Annotated in this window: 13 protein-coding genes; 8 read left to right on the top strand and 5 right to left on the bottom strand. The window is 67.6% G+C overall.

Annotated elements, in window-relative coordinates:
- The first annotated feature begins 12 nt into the window (after positions 1-12).
- From accC to FHT37_RS07430, 4 genes are all read left to right on the top strand, one after another.
- Positions 13-2106 carry an acetyl-CoA carboxylase biotin carboxylase subunit gene (gene accC, locus FHT37_RS07445; RefSeq protein ID WP_183479880.1) on the top strand — a complete coding sequence of 698 codons (2094 nt, stop codon included), beginning with the start codon at positions 13-15 and terminating at the stop codon, positions 2104-2106.
- 11 nt (positions 2107-2117) lie between these two features.
- Positions 2118-2636 carry a VOC family protein gene (locus tag FHT37_RS07440; RefSeq protein WP_183479878.1) on the top strand — a complete coding sequence of 173 codons (519 nt, stop codon included), beginning with the start codon at positions 2118-2120 and terminating at the stop codon, positions 2634-2636.
- 86 nt (positions 2637-2722) lie between these two features.
- Positions 2723-2863 (top strand): hypothetical protein, encoded by a 141-nt coding sequence (locus FHT37_RS07435; RefSeq protein WP_183479876.1) that lies wholly within the window; start codon positions 2723-2725, stop codon positions 2861-2863.
- 724 nt (positions 2864-3587) lie between these two features.
- Complete coding sequence (locus FHT37_RS07430; RefSeq protein ID WP_221210975.1) at positions 3588-5954, top strand: cold shock domain-containing protein; 2367 nt, start codon at positions 3588-3590, stop codon at positions 5952-5954.
- Between the two features lie 273 nt (positions 5955-6227).
- On the opposite strand, the gene FHT37_RS07425 is transcribed toward FHT37_RS07430, so the two are convergent.
- Both FHT37_RS07425 and FHT37_RS07420 read right to left on the bottom strand, forming a co-directional pair.
- On the bottom strand, positions 6228-6662 hold the full coding sequence (locus tag FHT37_RS07425) for a response regulator (protein WP_183479872.1): 435 nt from the start codon (positions 6660-6662) through the stop codon (positions 6228-6230).
- A 64-nt stretch (positions 6663-6726) separates the two neighbouring features.
- Complete coding sequence (locus tag FHT37_RS07420; RefSeq protein ID WP_183479870.1) at positions 6727-7110, bottom strand: FlxA-like family protein; 384 nt, start codon at positions 7108-7110, stop codon at positions 6727-6729.
- Positions 7111-7243: 133 nt separating this feature from the next.
- Here FHT37_RS07420 and FHT37_RS07415 point away from each other — a divergent pair, with 133 nt between their 5' ends.
- Both FHT37_RS07415 and FHT37_RS07410 read left to right on the top strand, forming a co-directional pair.
- Complete coding sequence (locus FHT37_RS07415) at positions 7244-8032, top strand: inositol monophosphatase (RefSeq protein ID WP_183479868.1); 789 nt, start codon at positions 7244-7246, stop codon at positions 8030-8032.
- A gap of 59 nt (positions 8033-8091) precedes the next feature.
- Positions 8092-9573, top strand: a complete 1482-nt coding sequence (locus tag FHT37_RS07410) for an MFS transporter (protein WP_183479866.1) — start codon at positions 8092-8094, stop codon at positions 9571-9573.
- A 13-nt stretch (positions 9574-9586) separates the two neighbouring features.
- On the opposite strand, the gene FHT37_RS07405 is transcribed toward FHT37_RS07410, so the two are convergent.
- Together FHT37_RS07405 and FHT37_RS07400 are read right to left on the bottom strand one after the other, a co-directional pair.
- On the bottom strand, positions 9587-10516 hold the full coding sequence (locus FHT37_RS07405; RefSeq protein WP_183479864.1) for a glycosyl hydrolase family 43: 930 nt from the start codon (positions 10514-10516) through the stop codon (positions 9587-9589).
- Entirely contained in the window at positions 10509-11585 is a 1077-nt protein-coding gene (locus tag FHT37_RS07400) for a glycosyltransferase (RefSeq protein WP_183479862.1), read from the bottom strand. Before FHT37_RS07400 ends, FHT37_RS07405 begins: the two co-directional genes overlap by 8 nt.
- Positions 11586-11974: 389 nt before the next feature.
- On the opposite strand from FHT37_RS07400, the gene FHT37_RS07395 reads away from it, so the two are divergent.
- Positions 11975-13168 carry an efflux RND transporter periplasmic adaptor subunit gene (locus FHT37_RS07395; protein ID WP_147241974.1) on the top strand — a complete coding sequence of 398 codons (1194 nt, stop codon included), beginning with the start codon at positions 11975-11977 and terminating at the stop codon, positions 13166-13168.
- 30 nt (positions 13169-13198) lie between these two features.
- Entirely contained in the window at positions 13199-16432 is a 3234-nt protein-coding gene (locus tag FHT37_RS07390; RefSeq protein WP_183479860.1) for an efflux RND transporter permease subunit, read from the top strand.
- 6 nt (positions 16433-16438) lie between these two features.
- Here the strand turns inward: FHT37_RS07390 and FHT37_RS07385 are convergent, their stop codons facing one another.
- Positions 16439-19627: a sensor histidine kinase gene (locus FHT37_RS07385; RefSeq protein WP_183479858.1), complete on the bottom strand. Its 3189-nt coding sequence runs from the start codon at positions 19625-19627 to the stop codon at positions 16439-16441.
- Positions 19628-19745 lie beyond the last annotated feature (118 nt).

Raw genomic sequence — 19745 nt, 5'->3', positions numbered from 1 at the left:
GAGACGCAGAACATGTTCAAGAAGATCCTGATCGCCAATCGCGGTGAGATCGCGTGCCGCGTGATCAAGACGGCGAGGAAGATGGGCATCGCCACGGTGGCGGTGTATTCGGAGGCGGACAAGGACGCCCGCCACGTGGCGCTGGCCGACGAGGCCGTGCTGCTGGGTCCGGCGCCCTCGCGCGAGTCCTACCTGGTGGCCGACAAGATCATCGCCGCGGCGAAGCAGACCGGCGCCCAGGCCATCCATCCCGGCTATGGCTTCCTGTCGGAGAACGAGGACTTCGCGCGCCGCGTGGAGGAGGAAGGCCTGGTCTTCATCGGGCCCAAGCACTACTCGATCGCGGCGATGGGCGACAAGATCGCCTCGAAGAAGCTCGCGGGCGAGGCGCAGGTCAACACCATCCCCGGCCACAACCAGCCGATCGAATCGCCCGACGAGGCCGTGGCCATCGCCCATCGCATCGGCTACCCGGTGATGATCAAGGCGAGCGCGGGCGGCGGCGGCAAGGGGCTGCGCGTCGCGTTCAACGACAAGGACTGCCACGACGGCTTCACCAGCTGCCGCAACGAGGCGCGCGCGAGCTTCGGCGACGACCGCGTGTTCATGGAGAAATTCGTCGAGTCCCCGCGCCACATCGAGATCCAGGTGCTGGGCGACGCACAGGGCAACGTGGTTTACCTGTGGGAGCGTGAGTGCTCGATCCAGCGCCGCCACCAGAAGGTGATCGAGGAGGCGCCGTCGCCCTTCATCAGCGAGGCCACGCGCCGCGCGATGGGCGAGCAGGCGGTGGCGCTGGCCAAGGCGGTGAAGTACCAGAGCGCGGGCACGGTGGAGTTCGTGGTCGGCAAGGACCAGTCCTTCTACTTCCTGGAGATGAACACGCGGCTGCAGGTCGAGCATCCGGTCACCGAGTGCATCACCGGGCTGGATCTGGTCGAGCTGATGATCCGCGTCGCCGCGGGCGAGCCGCTGCCGTTCAAGCAGGACGAGATCCGGCGCGAGGGCTGGGCGATCGAATGCCGCATCAACGCGGAGGATCCGTTCCGCAACTTCCTGCCGTCGACCGGCCGGCTGGTGAAGTACCAGCCTCCGGAGACCTCGATGGAGGCGGCCGGCGAGGCGCGCTTCGGCGTGCGCGTGGACACCGGCGTCTTCGACGGCGGCGAGATCCCGATGTTCTACGACTCGATGATCGCCAAGCTGATCGTGCACGGCCGCGACCGCGACGACGCGATCGCCAAGATGCGCGAGGCGCTCAATGGCTTCGTGATCCGCGGCATCTCGAGCAACATCCCGTTCCAGTCGGCGCTGCTGGCGCATCCGGACTTCCGCTCGGGCGACTTCAACACCGGCTTCATCGCGCAGCACTACGGCAGCGGCTTCCACGCCGAGGACGTGCCGCACGACGATCCGGACTTCCTGGTGGCGCTGGCCGGCTTCATCCGCCGCAAGGCCCGCGAGCGCGAGGCCGGCATCACCGGCCAGCTGCCGGGGCATGAGGTCCGCATCGAGCATGACTATGTCGCCGTGGTCAGCGAAGGGCAGGGCAGCTTCCGGCGGTATCCGCTCAACATCACCGAGTACGTCGGCGCGCAGGGCGAGGCGCTGATCCACGTCGGCGCCGAGGGCGCGGATGGCGTCGAGGGCCGCGGCCAGGCGCAGGGCGGCGGCAAGTCCTACCGCATCGTCAGCACTTCGCGGCTGAACGACACGCGGCTCTTCGGCACCGTGAACGGACGGCCCTTCGTCGCCCAGGCCGAGCGCGGCACGCCGAGGGCGCCGCTGGCGTATCGCATCCAGCACAACGGGCGCGCGATCGAGGTGACGGTGCTGTCGCCGCGCGCGGCGGAGCTCCACCGGCTGATGCCCTACAAGGCGCCGCCGGACACCAGCAAGCTGCTGCTGTCGCCGATGCCGGGGCTGCTGGTCCACATCGCCGTGCAGCCGGGGCAACTGGTGCAAGCCGGCGAACGGCTGGCGGTGATCGAGGCGATGAAGATGGAGAACATCCTCACCGCGACGCAGGACGTGAAGGTCGCCGAGGTGCTGGCCAAGGTGGGCGAGAGTCTGGCGGTCGACCAGCCGATCGTGCGTTTCGAATGAAGGGGCAGGCCATGACCGCATCCGCAACGACGACCGCAACGACCACCGCATCCACGACCGCCGCGGCGAAGCCCTACCGCATCCTCGGCATCCAGCAGATCGCGATCGGCGGCCGGGACAAGACGGCGCTGCGCCGGCTGTGGGTGGACGTGCTGGGGCTGCAGGTCACCGGCAACTTCGTCTCGGAGCGCGAGAACGTCGACGAGGACATCTGCGCCATCGGCAGCGGGCCGCACAAGGTCGAGGTCGACCTGATGCAGCCGCTGGATCCGGAGAAGAAACCGGCCGTGCATGCGACGCCGCTGAACCACGTCGGCCTGTGGGTCGACGACCTGCGGAAGGCGGTCGAGTGGATGACGGCCAACGGCGTGCGATTCGCGCCGGGCGGCATCCGCAAGGGCGCGGCCGGCTACGACATCTGCTTCATCCATCCGAAGAGCAATGACGAGTTCCCGATCGGGGGCGAGGGCGTGCTGATCGAGCTGGTGCAGGCGCCGGAGGACGTGGTGAAGGCGCTGGGAGGCGGCTGAGCGCGGCGCGTCCATGGCCGCCATTCGTCGAGCCAGGGACGCGGCTCTACGACGATCCGCTGCTGTCCGCTGAACAGGGAGGGCTCGTGGTCCATGAGCTGATCGACCTGCTTGCGCAGCACGGCAGCGCGTCCAATCCTGCGCTGGCAAGAGTCGCTTTGAAGCTGATGACGTTTTTCAGCGTCGCGCATCGAGCGGGGCTCGACGTACGCGGACACAGCGATTGAGAGCCAGGCCCAAGGAACAGCGCGTGACGCGCGATGTGCTCGGGCTCACCCGCAGATTCCAGAGGTCGATAGAGCTTATCGTCGCGGCGATCGAAGGTGTGATCAGCTACGAGCTGCGAACTGACGCTTTACCACTGCGACGGTCGGGCAATTGTTGCTCGGGTCATGCTGCAGTCTCCCGGCGACCGATGCAGCGCTGAGATCATGCGAAGGCGGGGGCATAGACGAGCTACCCGACGCAACATCGACCTGCTTGTGGACCTGGGTTAACGAGAGGCACTGCCGAGGTCCGGTTAGTCAAGAATACAAAAAAGCAAATTCTAAGAGGCAGCTTCTTGTCATCGGACAGTCTTATCCAAGGGAGGATAAAATGAATGGATTAGTCGCGACTCGAAATACATGCTTCGCAATAATATCGGCGATCGAGAGCGATTTTCGATCTCTCTTTATTGCGCTCGGTGATCCAGCAGATCTTCTCCCTTTAGATGTTAGAGAGAGCGCTGCCAGACGTAGAAATCTGGATGTCCGACTGGAAGGGGACTCAGCGGCGGTTTCTGATGTGGACTTGCTTCCCTATATCGACTTCGCGGATGTCGCGAAGATCACGGAGTCGAAAATCGCAAGCAGACACGAAACTCAACGAACGTGGCTTGTCGACGCCGCTAAGCGATTGGTCGCTCTTGCGCCGGCTCGGAATAGAGTTTGCCACTCTAGGCCTTTAGAGATGGAGGACCTACCTGGACTGGTTGACTTTTCTGATCATCTGCTGAGGCAAGGTTGCCCTTTTCCATTTTTATCTTTGTCGCAGGTTCGGGAAAGGCTCGGAGAAGAACCCGGTTTCGTCTTTACCCTGCAAATCCCGTCGTACTGGACGGAACGGGCCAAGATTCACCATAATCTTCCGATTCCAGAGTTTGATGAAACGGGGTTTGTTGGTCGGCAAGCTGACAGAATGCAAGTTCTGAAGCTTCTAAAGTCACATTATCCAGTTGTGACAATTGTGGGTGAGGGGGGGATTGGGAAAACCGCCTTGGCGTTGCGTTGCTTGTATGATGTATTGGACGCTCCAGACGGCTTTGATGCAATAATTTGGGTTTCGTTGAAATCAACGACTCTTACTGCGGCGGGTGTACGTCAACTGAATGGTGCGATCACCTCTACGCTCGGGCTGCTGTCTGAGGTGGCTAAACAGCTTGGTGCCACAGTTTCTGCAAGGTCAGAAGAGGAATATATAGACGAGATTATAGAATATCTTGGGCTATATAAAATTCTGATTGCAATTGACAACCTGGAGACAGTTTCTGTAGGGCCATTGCGCGATCTCCTTCTGCGCGTGCCCTCAACCTCCAAAGTCCTTCTTACGTCTAGAGTAGGTCTAGGTGAGTTTGAAGCTAGATACGCTCTTCAAGGGTTGGAAGACAAAGCTGCCGTAGTCCTAATGCGGTCACTTGCGCGCGTTCTGGCGGTTGGTGCGTTGCAAAAAATGGATGATGGCAATCTCAAAGGCTATTCCAAGAAGCTGTTTCACAACCCTCTTCTCATTAAGTGGTTTGTGGCGGGGGTGGCTCGAGGTGCTGACGCGAATTCTCTTGTTGCGAGCGGTGGTACGGAATTCTCCGCGGCCATCGCTTTTTGCTTTCAGAACTTGTATGAGCGCCTCGGCGATCCCGAACGCGCCGTCGTTGCTTGTTTGGCCAGCGCAAGGCGTCCACTCACCTCAGCTGAAATGCATTTTTTGATGCCTGAGTTGTCTGCGCTGGACTTGGAGGTTGCGCTTATTGCTTTGCACAATTCCAGTATTGTTGTTCGAACCAAAAATGGTACTGATGGATTTGAATATTCACTTTCTGATTCAACAACTGGATTCGTGGGGCGACATGCTCCGCCAAATCAAGACTTCTTTATGAAGATTCAGGCTAAGCTGCAAGATCTTCGAATTGTTTTGGTCCAGGAGTCGGTTCGCGAAAGTAGGTATGAACTCGACCCATTTTTCGTTAGAAGTGGTGAGGGACGAGATGAGAGGATTTGTGCCACCTACTTGCGTCGTTCGCTCGACGGGTTGCGCAGAGGAGACTTTGATTATGCTCGGCGAGAGGTGGTCGAGGCTCGGCGCTTGGCGCCCCAAAGTGGTGAGGCAGCGCGTATTGCGGGACTTGTCGAAGAAAGGTCGGGAGATTTCTATCAGGCATATCGCTATTATGACGAGGCGGTAGATTTGGATGCGAGTTCGCGCATATCTAGGTATTGCTTTGGTATGTTTCTCATGAATAATATGGGCGAGGTTGATGGAGCAATGCTTCAGTTCGAGGCGGCACTGAAATTGGATGAAAAGAATCCAACGCTTCTGACTGCAATGGCTATGGCGCTTACTAGAATTGGTCAGTTTTCAAAGGCTGCCACAATTCATGAGGAATTGCTGGCTTCGATCGCAACGCGGGAGCGGCGTTGGCGACTAACGGGGGTTGACCAAGCTGCCGACTGTTATCGCCGGTGGGGTTTTCGTGCGTGGGAGCAGAAGGAGTACTCAGTTGCGCAGGGACACTTTCGCAGAGCGATGACAATCATCGAAAACTCGGCGGCTCTCGGCGATGTAGATGACAAGCTCCTAGGCACCGTTGCGAAAATTCTTGGCGATGGTCTGTCGCGTCGCGAGTTCTCGGAGCCCGTTGGCTATGTGGAATTCTTAGTTTCGAGTGCAGAAAGAATTCAAATCGCGAGTGGTAAAAAGTCAATTCCGTTTATGTCTGGCGGATGGGCAGCTCTGAAGAATATCGAGTGGCTCCCGGCACTTCGCGCTAGGCTTATGAGCCTAGACCGTGATCATACGGCCGCGCGTGAAATTAATGAATCGATTGGATCGGGGGCAGGGCGCGGAATTGATCATGATGGACGGCGCCGCGGCACGGTTCACAACCTCCAAGTCAGCTTCGGATTCCTCGTGGAAGGAGATGGATCGCGATTGTTCTTCCATAAGAATTCGCTTCGCCCGGAGTTGCCTTGGGAGGATCTGAGGGCCGGACAGCAAGTGATGTTCTCTCTGGGTGAAAACGAGAAGGGCCTATGCGCGATCGATATTGGATTGATTAGTTAGAGCATGTAGCGATGGTCTAGCCACGGAGCTTCTCAACGTGCAGACCGTCCTACCGGACTAGCACCGGGCAGCAAGCCAAATCGGGAGAAGGTTAAAAGCTTCGTGCGTGCGAATGGCTCGGTGGCGTCGAGCGGCATGGACCCACCGCTGCAAGCACGTGGGGACGCACGCGACGAATGCCTTCGTACCCTCTTGCCGGCGTTGTTAGTTAGATCCGTTACCGGCGTTACGGGCAACGCGCCACCTGCGGCTGCAGCGGGTGGCGAGGGCGCGTCAGTCGACCAAGATGTTCCGGTTCTTCAGCGTCAGGTGGATCTTGTCGCCGACCGTGTCCTTGTTGAACGGCTTGACGATGTAGCCGGTCGCGCCGAGCTGCGCGGCGCGGATGATGTCTTCCTTGCGGCCCTCGGCGGTGACCAGCAGCACCGGGATCGTGCGCAGCGAGTCGCCTTCGGGCCTGGTGCGCAGCGCCTCCAGCAGCTGGAAGCCGTTCATCACCGGCATGTTCACGTCGCTGAGCACGAAGTGCACCGGCTCGCCGGACTCGGCCGACAGCTCCAGCTGCCGCAGCGCCGCCTTGCCGTCCTCGGCCTCCAGGATCTTCTTGAAGCCGAGCTCGCGCAGCAGCCCGGAGATGATCCGGCGCATGGTCGAGAAGTCGTCGACCACCAGGAAACAGAATTCTTCGCGCTTGATCGTCGTGACCATCTGACACCTCTTCAGGCGGGGAATCGTAGCGCGGCAGGATCCGCGCCCGAGCGCCCGGCGCGCGTCACGCGACCTCGTCCAGCAGCGCGCCCAGCATCGACGTCGCCGGCGAGCGCCGGCCCACCGGCTCCTCCTCGGCGCGAGCCGTCGTCGGTGCCGTCGGCGGGGCGCTGCGGGCCGCGGCCTTCGCCTGGGCGGCTTCCGCGGCCGCCTTCTGGATCTGCGCGATCTGCTCCATCACCATCTGCATCTGCGTCTGGAGCAGCTTCTGGCGCTTGTCCTTGGCGGACGCGTCCATCGTCGAATCGGTCGCCAGGTCCTTCATCTGCTTCTGCAATTGCTTGAGCTGGGCCTGCAGGCGGGCGATCTGCGCATCGCTGCCCGACCCCGAAGGCGCGGACGTGGACGATCCGGCGGGGGCGGCGGCGGTGGGAACGGCGACATGCATGGAAACTCCTTCGGCAACCCTCGGGATATCGACCGCCGGGGGCAGGTCTTGAGCGTCGTCCGGGCGCATGCCGCGCAGCGTGCCGGCGCGCCTGTCGCCGCGAGGGGCAAGCCCGTGCGGGTAGCATCGCCGGATGAGCGCCACCCGTCCCGATCCCGTCGCCGAGCTGTTGCGGCACGCCGCCACCACCTACATCGCGCCGCGCTTCCGCCGCCTGGCGGATGACGACGTGATGCAGAAGGCGCCCGGCGAATGGGTCACGACGGTGGACCGGGAGGTCGAGGCCTTCCTGACCCCCGAGCTGCGCGCGCTGGTGCCGGGCTCGCGCGTGGTCGGGGAAGAGCAGTGCGCGGAGACCCCGGAGCTGCTGGACCAGCTCGACGAGGGTCAGGTGTGGCTGGTCGATCCGCTGGATGGGACCTTCAACTTCATCTCGGGACGCGAGCCGCTGTCGTCGATGGTGGCGCTGCTCGAGGATGGCGTGGCGGTCGGCGCCTGGATGCTCGATCCGATCGGCGGCGTGCTGCACCACGCGCGGCGCGGGCAGGGCGCCTGGCGCGAGGGCGAGCGGCTGAAGGCGGCGCCGGGACCCGGGCTGCGCCGCGCGGTCGTCAAGACGCGCTTCCTGCCGCAGGAACATCAGGCCCGCGTGGCGACCTGGCAAGGCGTCGAGATCCTCCCGGGCTTGAACTGCGCCGGCGCGGAATACCCTGCGCTCGTCGAGGGCGCCTTCGACGCGACGCTCTACTGGCGCAAGCTGGCCTGGGACCACGCGCCCGGCACGCTGTTCGTCACCGAGGCGGGCGGCGTCGCCGCGCGGCTGGACGGCACGCCGTACCGCGCGGGCGACCGCGAGCCTGGGTTGCTCGTGGCGCGCAGCCCCGAGGTGTGGGACGAAGCCGCGGCGGCCTGGAGGGCCTGACCGAGCCTGCGCCGTCGAACGCCCCGAGCGGGGAACGCCGATTGCCGCATCGCCCGTCGATGACGGCCTCGCTCGCTTCCCTGGACATCGCCCGCCGGCTCGATCGGCTCCCTTGGTCACGCTGGCACTGGCGCGTGGTGCTCGCGCTGGGCGTGGCCTGGGTGCTGGACGGCCTGGAGGTGACGCTGGTCGGCTCCGTCGGCGCCGTGCTGGAGCGACCTGACACGCTGGGGCTGTCCGCGGTGCAGGTCGGCTGGTCCGGCTCGCTCTACCTGGCCGGCGCGATCGTTGGCGCACTGGTCTTCGGGCGCCTGTCCGACCGGCTCGGCCGCAAACGGCTGTTCCTCGCCACGCTGGCCGTCTACGCCGTCGCGACGCTCGCCACCGCCTTCTCGACCGATTTCGCGTTCTTCGCGCTGTGCCGCTTCGTCACCGGCCTGGGCATCGGCGGCGAATACGCCGCCATCAACTCCGCCATCGATGAACTGGTGCCCGCCCGCGTGCGCGGCCGCGTGAACCTCGCGATCAACGGCAGCTTCTGGATCGGTGCCGCGCTCGGCGCCGCGGCCAGCCTGCTGCTGCTGCATCCGGACGTGCTCGGTCCGGTGCGGGGCTGGCGCGTCGGCTTTGCGATGGGGGCGTTGCTGGCGGTGGCCATGGTGCTGGTGCGCCGTCACGTGCCCGAAAGCCCGCGCTGGCTGCTGCGCCACGGCCGCGTCGAGGAGGCGCAGCGCATCCTGGCCGACATCGAGGCGCAGGTCGCCGCCCAGCACGGTCCCTTGCCCGAGGTGCCGCCGGTCGCGCGCCGGGAGCACCGCCGCGCGGTGCCCGACCTGCGCGAGGTGCTGCACGTGCTGCTGCGGCGCTATCGGACGCGCAGCGCCGTGGCGCTGGCGCTGATGCTGGCGCAGGCCTTCTTCTACAACGCGATCTTCTTCAGCTATGCGCTGGTGCTCACCCGCTTCTATGGCGTCGAGGACCACCGCGTGGCGCTCTACATCTTCCCGTTCGCGCTGGGCAATGTGCTGGGACCGCTGCTGCTGGGGCCGCTCTTCGACCGCGTCGGGCGGCGGCGGATGATCGCGCTGACCTACGGACTGGCTGGCGTGGGCCTGGCCGCCACGGGCCTGGCCTTCGTCGCGGATGTGCTGGACGCGCGCTCGCAGGCGCTGTGCTGGTCGGCGGTGTTCTTCTTCGCGTCCGCCGCCGCGAGCTCCGCCTACCTGACGGTGAGCGAGGTCTTCCCGCTCGAGATGCGCGCGATGGCGATCGCGATCTTCTATGCGGTGGGCACCGGGGCCGGCGGCTTCGCGGCGCCGCTGCTGTTCGGCTGGCTGGTCGAGAGCGCCCAGCGCGGCCAGGTGGCGATCGGCTACGGCATCGGCTCGGCGCTGGTGATCGTGGCCGGCCTGCTGGCGCTGCGTTTCGGTGTCGACGCCGAGTGCAAACCGCTGGAGGACATCGCGCCGTCGATGGACGGCGCGCACGATGGGGGCGACGGGCTCGAGGGCGTGTCGCGCGACGCGGTCGCGCGTCGTTAAGCCGCCGGGCGGATCAGCGCTGGCCGAACCAGCGCCGCACGCGGCGCTTCCAATCCAGCCACTGGCGATGGCGCGAGCGGTCGATGCGCTTGACGTCGATCAGCGTGAACTCACCGCAAGCCGACATCGTGTGCAGGCCGCTGAGGAACCCGGGATGCGCGAGGTCGCCGGTGAAGGTGGCCGGCAAGGCGCGCACCTCGACGGCCTGCGGCGTGAGCCGGTCGAAGCGCAGCCAGCGCGTCGCGCCGCCGTAGCTGGTGCGGCTGTCCTGCACCGGCAGCGTCACCCGGCCGTCGACGTCGACGAAGGGGGTGCCGGCCGGACGCGCGCCGTCATGCGCAGACCTCACCGGATTCGCCGGGTGAGGCGTCCAGGGACCCCGCAGCGTGTCGGCCCAGGCGACGTGCAATTCGCGCTGGTCGCGCTTGTCGGGCCCGATGACGGCATAGAACATCCACCAGCGCCCCTCATGCCGCAGCAGCGAGGCATCGACCGCATGCACGCCGGGCAGCAGCGCGCAGACCCGTTCCCAGCGCTCCCAGCGCTCGGCGCCATCCACCGCGCGGTACAGGGCCACCTCGGCGGCCTGGCTGGACTCCGGCACCATCCAGACCTGGCCCTCGTGCTCGAAGACGAAGGGATAGGAGAGGTGGAAGGGCTGGCGCAGCACCGGCTTGGGCGCGCTCCAGGCGCCATCGGCCAGGTTCAGCGTGAGGCGCTGCAGGTCGGCGCGTTTGGTCCGGTAGTCGAAGTGCTCGACGAAGACATGCAGCGCGTCGCCCTCGCGCAGCGCGAAGGGGTCGGCGTAGTAGCGCCAGTCGCCGGCTTCCGGCATCCAGACGATGCGGTCGCGCAGCTCGCGCAGGCGCTCGGGGCTGAGGCGGTCCAGGCGCTCGGGGACGACGCCGACGGTCCAGAAATCCGACTTCGGCCGCTTAACCACGGGCGTCTTCCACGCTCAGTCCCGCGAGGTCGTGGATCTTGACGCCCTGGCGCGCGAGCGCCTCCTGGTACAGGCCCAGCGTGGCCCGCACCGCGCTGGAGCGGTCGTAGCGGTCCATGTCGTAGTCCACCGGGCGGCGGGCATTGCGGGCGCGCTCGGCCAGCGCGGCGGCGATCGCCTGGCCCATCGCCACGGCGTCGTCGACCGGCACGATCGCCGACTGCGCCGGGTCCAGCATCTCGCGCGCGCCCAGCGTGGCCGTCGCCACGATCGGCAGCCGCGCGCGCATGGCCTCGAGGATGGCCAGCGGGAACTGCTCCTCGCGCGACGAGGACACGTACAGGTCCATCTCGCCGAGCAGCTCGTCGACGTTCCAGCGGAAGCCCAGCAGGTGGATGCGCCGGTCGTCGCCGCGCAGCGACTCGAGTTCCGCGCGCTGCGGGCCTTCGCCGATCAGCACCAAGTGGGCCTGCGGCGGCGCATGGCGCTGGAAGGCCTCGATCAGCGTGTGCATGCCCTTGGCCGCGTGCAGCCGGCCGACGCAGCCGATGACCGGCGCGGCCGCCGGGATGCCGAGCTCCTGCCGCAGCGAGCCCGAGGGCGCCTTCGCCGCGCAGGACGCGGGACTGCGTTCCGGCGCCCAGTTGTAGATGACGCGATGCATGCCGCCGAAATCCTTCAAGTGACCGACCTGGGCCGAATTGACGCACACCAGCGCGTCCATCCGCGCATGGTGGTGCGCCTTGTAGCCCACATGGAGCGTGCCGACCCGCACCCGGTCCCGGGCCGCCGCCACCGCCTTGCAGGCCGGGCCCAGGTGGCCGTGGACGATGTCCGCGCCCAGCCGGGCCGCCAGGCGCCGCACGCGCACCCCGCGCAGCACCGGCAGGCGCAGGCCGTGGAAACGCACGCGCTGGTCGAGCGCATGCCGGACGGCCGAGCCGGCCGGGCCGATCACATGGACGGTGTGGCCCAGCGCCGCCTGGGCGTTGGCCAGGTCGACGCAGTGATGCTCGCCACCGGCGATGCGAGACGAGAAGACCACGTGGACGATGGAGAGTGCGCGCATGACGTCGAAACGGCAAAAAAGCTAAGAAACGTTTCGAGTCTATTTCTTAACAATCAGCAATATGGACGGCACTTCCCCTAGTCGTGGGGTGTACGGGTAGCGCATGTGCAGCAGGTGTGCGCAATTCCCGGTGGGGCATTAACGGCTTGTGAACACCTGACCCTCGGTCGGGCGGCGGACGGGGCGTCGCGATGAAACCTTAGGTAACCGGCGCCGGTGGTTCCCGGGCAGCGGGGACGGCGCGACGAAGCGCTGTTTCCCGGGGATGAACTGCAGGGGGTGACCACCTGCATGCAGGGTCATTGAAGTTAAGCTAGCGCGCCCTTTTTGCGGCTTGCGCACGAAGGACATTTTTTTACGACCTTGTCTTCTCCGCCGGAGCCCGCTTCATGTTGCGTTTGTCGCTGATCGCCGTTGTCGCCGCGTCCCTGCTTGCCGCCTGCGGCAAGCCTTCCCCCGACAAGCAGGCATCGCCCGCCGCCGCCGCGGCCAGCGCGCCCAGCCTGCTGGTGGCGCCGGAGGACGTGCAGACGCTGGGCGTGAGCGAATACGCCAGCGGCCCGGTCATCACCGGCTCGATCCAGCCGGAGCGCCGGGCCGACCTGCGCGCCGAACTGCAGGCCGTCGTGCTGCAGGTGTTCAAGGAGAACGGCGAGCGGGTGAAGCGCGGCGACCTGCTGGTCCGCCTGGACGACACCGCGATCCGCGACACGGTGCAGTCCGCCGACGAAGCCGCCCGCGCCGCCTCGCAGAGCTTCGAGCAGGCCGAGCGCCAGTACCAGCGCCTGAAGACGCTGCAGGCCCAGGGCATGAGCTCCATCCAGGCGATGGAGGACGCGGAAATCCGCCGCAACAACGCCCAGAGCGACCTGGTGGCCGCCCGCGCCCGCGTGGCCACGGCGCGCCAGCAGCAGCAGCGCACCGAGGTGCGCGCCCCGTTCGACGGCGTCGTCAGCGACCGCAAGGTCTCGCCGGGCGACTCGGCGCAGATCGGCAAGGAGCTGATCAAGGTGATGGATCCGGCGTCGATGCGCTTCGAGGGCCTGGTTTCCGCGGACCGCATGGCCGAGCTCAAGCTGGGCCAGACGGTCTACTTCCGGGTCAACGGTTATCCGCAGGTCGACTTCCAGGGCAAGGTGCGCCGCATCGCGCAGGCCGCCAACGCGAGCACCCGCCAGGTGGAAGTGCTGGTCGACTTCGCCGGCGCCCAGCAGCCGGGTGTGGCCGGCCTGTACGCCGAGGGCCGGGTGCAGACCAACAGCGTATCGGCGCTGATGGTGGCCGACGGCGCGCTGGTGCGCGAGGGCGACAAGGCCTTCGTCTGGCGCGTGGACGGCGGCAAGGTCGGCAAGTCCGCGGTCCGCCTGGGCGCGCGCGACGACCGCCAGGGGCTGTACGTCGTCACCACCGGCCTGAAGCAGGGCGACCGCATCCTGCGCCATCCCACCAGCACGCTGATCGACGGCCAGCGCGTCGAGTTGACCAAGGCCGCCGTGCCCATGGCCAGCGGCGCCGGGACCAAGTCCGCCGCGCCCGCCGGCGCGGCGCCGGACTTCGCGGCCTCCGCGGCCTCGGGCATCTGACGACCGGCCGGACTCGAGGAGACTTCCGCCATGTTCCTGTCCAATTTCTCGGTCAAGAAGCCGATCTCGATGGTGGTCATCATCATCGGGCTGATGGCGCTGGGCCTGCTGGCGCTGTCCAAGCTGCGCGTCAACCAGATCCCCGACGTCGAGCAGCCGCTGCTGGTCGTGGGCATCACCTACCCGGGCGCCTCGCCCGAGACCGCCGAGCGCGAGATCATCAACCGCATCGAGAAGTCGCTGAACAGCATCTCGGGCGTGACCGAGGTGCGCTCGACCGCGAGCGAGGGCTACGCGCAGCTGCTGCTGATCTTCAACTTCAACAAGAACATGATCGAGGCGGCCGATGAGGTCCGCAACGCGATCGCCGCGGTCCGGCACAAGCTGCCGCTGGAGATGCGCGAGCCGGTGCTGCAGCGCATCGATCCGTCGGCGCAGCCCATCATGCAACTGGCGTTGTCGTCGAGCTCGCAGACCCACGCGGAGATCTCCCGCCTGGCCGAGGACCAGCTCGCCGACCGCTTCCGCGCCATCTCCGGCGTGGCCACGGTGACGGTCAACGGCTCGTTGAACCGGGAGCTGTCGGTGCTGCTGAGCGCGCAGAAGCTGCGCGAGTTCAATGTCTCGGTGACCGAGGTCGTCAACGCGCTGAAGATGCAGAACACCACCGCGCCGGTGGGCAAGGTGCGCGGGCTGATGGAGGACCAGTCGATCCGGCTGCTGGGCCGCATCGAATCGCCGAGCGACTTCAACCAGATCGTGGTCAAGCGCTCCGGCGGCGAGCTGATCCGCCTGGGTCAGGTCGCGACGGTGCAGGACGGCTTCGCCGAGCAGACCGGTTTCTCGGTGCGCAACGGCCATCCCAACGTGGGCCTCTCGGTCACCCGCTCGCGCGACGCATCGACGGTGACGGTGGCCGACGCCACCCGCAAGCTGGTCGAGGAGATCAACGCCACGCTGCCCAAGGGCACCAAGCTGGAGGTGACGCAGGACGGCGGCCGCGACGCGCAGGACAGCCTGAACAACGTGATCCACGCGCTGGTCTTCGGCGCCGGCCTGACGGTGTTCGTGGTCTATGTGTTCCTCAACTCGTGGCGCTCGACGCTGATCACCGCGCTGTCCCTGCCCACCTCGGTGATCGCGGCCTTCATCGCGGTCTGGCTGTGCGGCTTCACGCTGAACTTCATGAGCCTGCTGGGCCTGTCGCTGGCCATCGGCGTGCTGATCGACGATGCGATCGTGGTGCGCGAGAACATCGTGCGCCACATGGAACGCGGCGCCGACCGCCGCACCGCGGCGCTCAAGGGCACCGCCGAGATCGGCATGGCCGTCGCGGCGACGACCTTCTCCATCGTGGCCGTGTTCATTCCGGTGGCCTTCATGCCGGGCGTGTCGGGCGAATGGTTCCGGCCCTTCGGCCTGACCGTGGTGGCCTCGGTGCTGGTGTCGCTGTTCATCTCCTTCACCCTGGACCCGATGCTGTCGGCCTACTGGGGCGACCCGCCCGGTTACCACCATGCGAAGAAGACCGGCGTGTCGCGACTGCTGCAGCGCTTCAATGACTGGTTCGACCACCAGGCCGACCGCTACGGCCTGGTCATCGAGTGGGCGCTGCACCACCGCCGCTGGATGGCCTTCTTCGCGGCGGCGAGCTTCGTGCTGGCGATCGTGCTGCAGTCGACGCTGGGCGGCTCGAGTTTCCTGCCGGCCTCGGACTCCGGCACCATCGCCATCGAGGTCCGCACGCCCGCGAGCTCCAGCCTGGAATACGCGCGGCTGAAGATGGCCGCCGGCTCCGCGCTGGCGCGCCAGCTGCCCGAGACCAAGGCGACCAACGAGTACGTCAACGTCAGCGGCGGTCGCATCTACGTGGACCTGGGCAAGAGCACCGAGCGCAAGCGCAGCGCCGCCGAGATCGCGGCGGACCTGCGCACCCGCGTGGCCCGCCTGGTCGGCGCCGAGTACGTGGTGCTGGACGACCTGAACAACGGCGCGCAGAAGCCGGTGCAGATCCGCTTCCACGGCGCGGAGTCGCGCAAGCTGATGGAGATCACCACCGAGTACATGGCCAAGCTGCGCAATGTGCCGGGCGCGGTCGACGTCGGCCTGTCGGAGCAGGATCCGCAGGACGAGCTGCAGATCGAGATGAACCGCGGACTGGCCAACTCGCTGGGCATCTCCGTCGGCGACGCGGCCAATGCGCTGCGCGTGGCCTTCGCCGGCGTGGAGGTCGGCGACTGGGTTGACCCCAGCGGCGAGACCCGCGACGTGGCGGTGCGCCTGGCGCCGGAGGACCGCGTCGACGCGAGCAACATCGAGCGCCTGCCGATCGCGGTGAGCGGTGCCGGCGTGATGGTGCCGCTAGAGCAGATCGCGACGGTGTCGATGGGCAAGGGCCCGGCCAAGATCCAGCACTCGGACGGCAAGCGGATGATCGCGGTGTCGGCCAACGCGCATGGCCGCTCGCCCGGCGAGGTGACCAAGGACGCGGTCAAGCTGGCGCGCTCGATCAACTTCCCGCAGGGTTACGGCATCGAGCTGGCCGGCGCGTCCAAGGACCAGGAAGAGGTCTTCGGCGCCATGTTCATCGCGCTGTTCTCGGGCATCGGGCTGATGTACCTGATCCTGGTGATGCAGTTCGGCAGCTTCTCGGCGCCGATCGGGGTGATGTATTCGCTCAAGCTGTCGCTGATCGGCGTGGTGGTGGCGCTGCTGCTGACCAAGGGCACGCTGAACCTGATGAGCTTCATCGGCATCATCATGCTGGCCGGCCTGGTGGCGAAGAATGCCATCCTGCTGCTGGACGCGGCGCGCCAGGAGGAGGCCGCCGGCGTGCCGCGCGAGGAAGCGCTGATGCATGCGGGCCGCAAGCGCTTCCGGCCCATCCTGATGACCACCTTCGCGCTGGTGGCCGGCATGCTGCCGGTGGCGGTCGGCGTGGGCGAGGGCGGCGAGTTCTACCGCCCGATGGCGGTCGCCATCATCGGCGGCACCATCACCTCGACCTTCCTGACGCTGCTGATGGTCCCGTGCTTCTACGACAGCATCCAGCTCTTCTTCGATCGCCTGATCGAGCGCTTCCCGCGCCGCGTCGAGCGCTTCAGCGCGGCTGGTGCCTGGGCGATCAGCATCTTCCAGACACTGCTGGTCGGGCTGGCCTTCCTGACCTGGGTGCTGTTCGTGTTCTGGGTCCTGGAGTGGCTCTACCGGCGCGTGAAGCCGGCGCCGCGGGCCGACGCGGTGCCGGTGGGCGCTGACGACTGATCCGCGTCAGCCGCGTCGAACGCGGCGCCACCATGGGCCGCGGGAGACCGCCGGCCCGTCGTCGCTGGCGCCTTCGTAGGCGCGCGCGGCGGGAGCGTGCAACTCGACCTGCGTGCCGATGCCGGCCTGCGAGTCCAGCCGGTACGCGACGCCCGCCAGTTCCGCGCGTTCGCGCATGCCCGACAGGCCCCAGTGGCCGGGGCGACCGCCGCGGGCCTTCACCTCGTCCGGCACACCGACGCCGTCGTCGCGGACGAACAGCGTGAAGCCGCCGTCGCCATAGCGGAGCGCGACCTCGATGCGCCCGGCCTGCGCATGTTGGAAGGCGTTGAAGATGGCCTCGCGCGCGATCAGGCAGATCGACGCCGCCAGCGCCGGCGCCAGCGGGCGCGGCGTGCCTTCGACGGTCAACACGAACGCCGCGCCGTGGGTGTGGGAGAGCTCGCGCCCCAGCGCCTCCAGCGTCTGCTCCAGCCGGTTGAGGTCGGGCGGCGGCAGGCGCAGGTCGGTGACGCGGTCGCGGCCTTCGATCAGCAGCGCGTCCGCATCGACCAGCACGCGCTCCATCGCGGCGCGTTCGGTGCCGGGCAGCCGGCGCGCGATCGCCTCGAAGCGCAGGATCAGGCCGTAGACGCCCTGCAGCAGCGTGTCGTGCAGGTCGCGCGCGATGCGCTCGCGTTCCTGGATGCGGGCGGCGAGGCGGTCCTGCTCATGCACGCGGCGCTGGCGGGCGCGCAGCGCGGCCAGGCCGGCCAGGAGCGCGATGCCGATGGCGACCGCCGCGACGCGGAAGCCCGCGTGCTGCGTCAGCGTCGGCGCGATCTCGAAGCGCAGCGCGGCCGGCGTGGCGCTCCAGGGGCCGCGGTCCTGGGACGCCTCGACGCGGAACTCGTAGGTGCCCGGGCCGAGGTTGGTATAGAACGCGCGGCGCCGCGCGCCCGCGTCCTGCCAGTCGCGGTCCTGGCCGACCAGCCGGTAGCGGAAGCGGGTGCGCTCGGGCTGGGCCAGGCTGATCGCGGTGTAGGCGATCTCCAGATCGCGGGTGCCGGGAGCCAGGCGCAACAGGCCGTCCGCGCGGGCCGCGACGGGCTCGCCATGCACGGACAGCTGGTGGATGTCCACCGCCGGGGGCTTGGACTCGCCCTCGGGCAGGCGCCGCGGATCGATGCGCACGACGCCGTTGCTCAGCGAAAACCACAGCAGCCCGTCCGGCGTGCGGGCCGCGGTGCGCAGCGGCCAGGACTGTTCGGCGCGACCGGTCAGGCCGTCGAGCAGGTCGAAGCGGCGGCCCGCCGGGCGCTGCGCCGCCTCGGTGGTGCTGGCCAGCGCGCGGCGCACCTCGTCGGCGCGCAGTCGCGTGATGCCGTTCGCGCCGTTGATCCAGAGCTCGCCCTCCGGCGTCTCGACGAGGCCCGACACGCCCTCGAGCGCATCCGCGTCGGCCAGCCGCAGCCGGGGGAAACCGGGCTCGGACAGCAGCTGAACGCCGCGCTCGCCGCCGACCCACAGGTGCGGGCCCTGGCGCGCGATGACCTTGATCGCGCCGATCGCCAGGCCGTCGGCCGCGGTGAGGCGGGTGGTCTGGCCGGCCTCGTGACGCAGCAGCGTGCCGTCGGAGTAGCCGATCCAGACCCGGCCCTGCGCGTCGCTGGCGATCGCGTCGGGGCCCTTGCGCGGGAAGACGCCCGAGCCCGACAGGCGCGTGGTCTTGCCGTCGGCGTATCGCATCAGCCCGTAGCGATGACCGTTGAACCACAGCGCGCCGGTGGCGTCCTCGGTGATCTCGAACACGGCGGCCCGCCAGGGCTCGCCATCGGGCGTGGGGACGGGCACGAAACGGCCGTTCTCCTGCGTCCACAAGCCGGTGCGACCGCCGGCCCAGAGCCGCTGGCGGCTGTCGACGAAGACCGAAGTGAAGGTGGTCATGCCCGGGTCGGTGGGCACGGCGCGGGGCGTGGTCTCGCCGGGCGCGAGGCGCTGGATCGAATCGCCGGCGGCGACCAGCAGCCCGCCGGACCCGTCGACCGCCATCGCGATGCTGGCGCCGCGGTTGGGCAACTCCACGCGATCGACCGCCGCGCCGCGGAAGCGGTCCAGCCCGCCGTTGGTGCCGACCCAGATCGCACCGTCCCGGTCCTGGAAGACACGCATCACCAGCGGGCCGGACAAGCCCTTGTCGGTGCCGAGGAACTGGGGCCCGGCGTCGTCCGCCGGATCGATCCGGTTGAGCCCGTCCTTCGCGCCGTACCACAGCCGGCCAGCGCGATCGAAGGTCGGCACGAAGAAGCTGCGGGGCACCGGCACCGGCGTGGTGGCCGTCCCGATCATGTCGGTGGTCACCACGGCGGCCGAGCCGGCCTTGGCGCCGCCCGCTCCGGTCATGGCGCCGGCGCCTTCACCCGGCAGGGGCAGGCGGAAGAAGCCGCGTACGGCGGGCGAGATGTCGTTGGCCCAGGCGCGGCCATCGGGCCCGATGGTCAGCTGGGTCTGACCCAGCGACGGCACGTCGGAGGCGACGAAGCGGGCGCGGCCCGCGGGCCGGACGAAGACGGTGCGATCGGTGACGCACCAGACGTTGCCGGCCGCGTCGACCGCCACCGACAGCGCGATCGGCGCCTGTCCGTTGCCATCGTCGAAGCCGGAGCCCGGGTCCATCGCGACCCAGCCGGCGCCCTGGCGCTTGAGCAGCGAGCGGCCGGTGGCGACCCAGAGCGTGCCGTCGCGCTCGGCGGCGAAGGCGCGGGTGGAGGTGACGAAATGGCCGGTCGCCGGCTCGACCTGGACGATGCGCCCATGGCGCACCAGCGCGAGGCCGCCCTCCAGCAGGCCCACCCACAGGCCGTTGTCGGCGGTCGCGAAGAGCGACAGCACCTGGCGGCTGGGCAACTGCTCGCCGGCGATCGCGTCGAAGCGCTCGAAGCGCAGGCCGTCGAAGCGGAACAGGCCGTTGCCGGTGCCCAGCCAAAGGTAGCCGTCGCTCGTCTGCGCGATCGCCATCACCGGCCCCGGCATGCCGTCCTTCAGGCCCCAGCTCGTGTGCTGCAGATGGGCCAGGGGCTGCTCGGAAGGCGTCGAGGACTGCGCATGCGCGGCCGGGCCGGACAGCGTGAGGGCCAGGGCCAGGGCCAGGGCGATGGCGTGTGGCCGGCAGACGCGCGCGGCGGACAGCGAGCCACGCGGGCGCGGCGATGGCATCAAGGGCGAGTTCGGGACGGACATCGAGACGGAGAGACGGGAAGGCACGCGCAAGCGCGAGGATTGTGCCCGCGCGGCCAGCACGATCCGTGCAAGCGCCGGTGACTGGCCTCTCTAA

Source organism: Mitsuaria sp. BK037 (genome assembly GCF_014193045.1).
Lineage (GTDB): Bacteria > Pseudomonadota > Gammaproteobacteria > Burkholderiales > Burkholderiaceae_C > Roseateles.
This window is presented reverse-complemented; position numbering and strand designations above follow the sequence as displayed.

Coding starts and splice junctions, on each gene's coding strand:
- FHT37_RS07400 (WP_183479862.1), bottom strand. CDS start 11,585: ATGCGCGCACTCTCCATCGTCCACGTGGTCTTCTCGTCTCGCATCGCC.
- FHT37_RS07430 (WP_221210975.1), top strand. CDS start 3,588: ATGGAGGACCTACCTGGACTGGTTGACTTTTCTGATCATCTGCTGAGG.
- FHT37_RS07390 (WP_183479860.1), top strand. CDS start 13,199: ATGTTCCTGTCCAATTTCTCGGTCAAGAAGCCGATCTCGATGGTGGTC.
- FHT37_RS07425 (WP_183479872.1), bottom strand. CDS start 6,662: ATGGTCACGACGATCAAGCGCGAAGAATTCTGTTTCCTGGTGGTCGAC.
- accC (WP_183479880.1), top strand. CDS start 13: ATGTTCAAGAAGATCCTGATCGCCAATCGCGGTGAGATCGCGTGCCGC.
- FHT37_RS07415 (WP_183479868.1), top strand. CDS start 7,244: ATGAGCGCCACCCGTCCCGATCCCGTCGCCGAGCTGTTGCGGCACGCC.
- FHT37_RS07410 (WP_183479866.1), top strand. CDS start 8,092: ATGACGGCCTCGCTCGCTTCCCTGGACATCGCCCGCCGGCTCGATCGG.
- FHT37_RS07440 (WP_183479878.1), top strand. CDS start 2,118: ATGACCGCATCCGCAACGACGACCGCAACGACCACCGCATCCACGACC.
- FHT37_RS07420 (WP_183479870.1), bottom strand. CDS start 7,110: ATGCATGTCGCCGTTCCCACCGCCGCCGCCCCCGCCGGATCGTCCACG.
- FHT37_RS07385 (WP_183479858.1), bottom strand. CDS start 19,627: ATGCCATCGCCGCGCCCGCGTGGCTCGCTGTCCGCCGCGCGCGTCTGC.
- FHT37_RS07395 (WP_147241974.1), top strand. CDS start 11,975: ATGTTGCGTTTGTCGCTGATCGCCGTTGTCGCCGCGTCCCTGCTTGCC.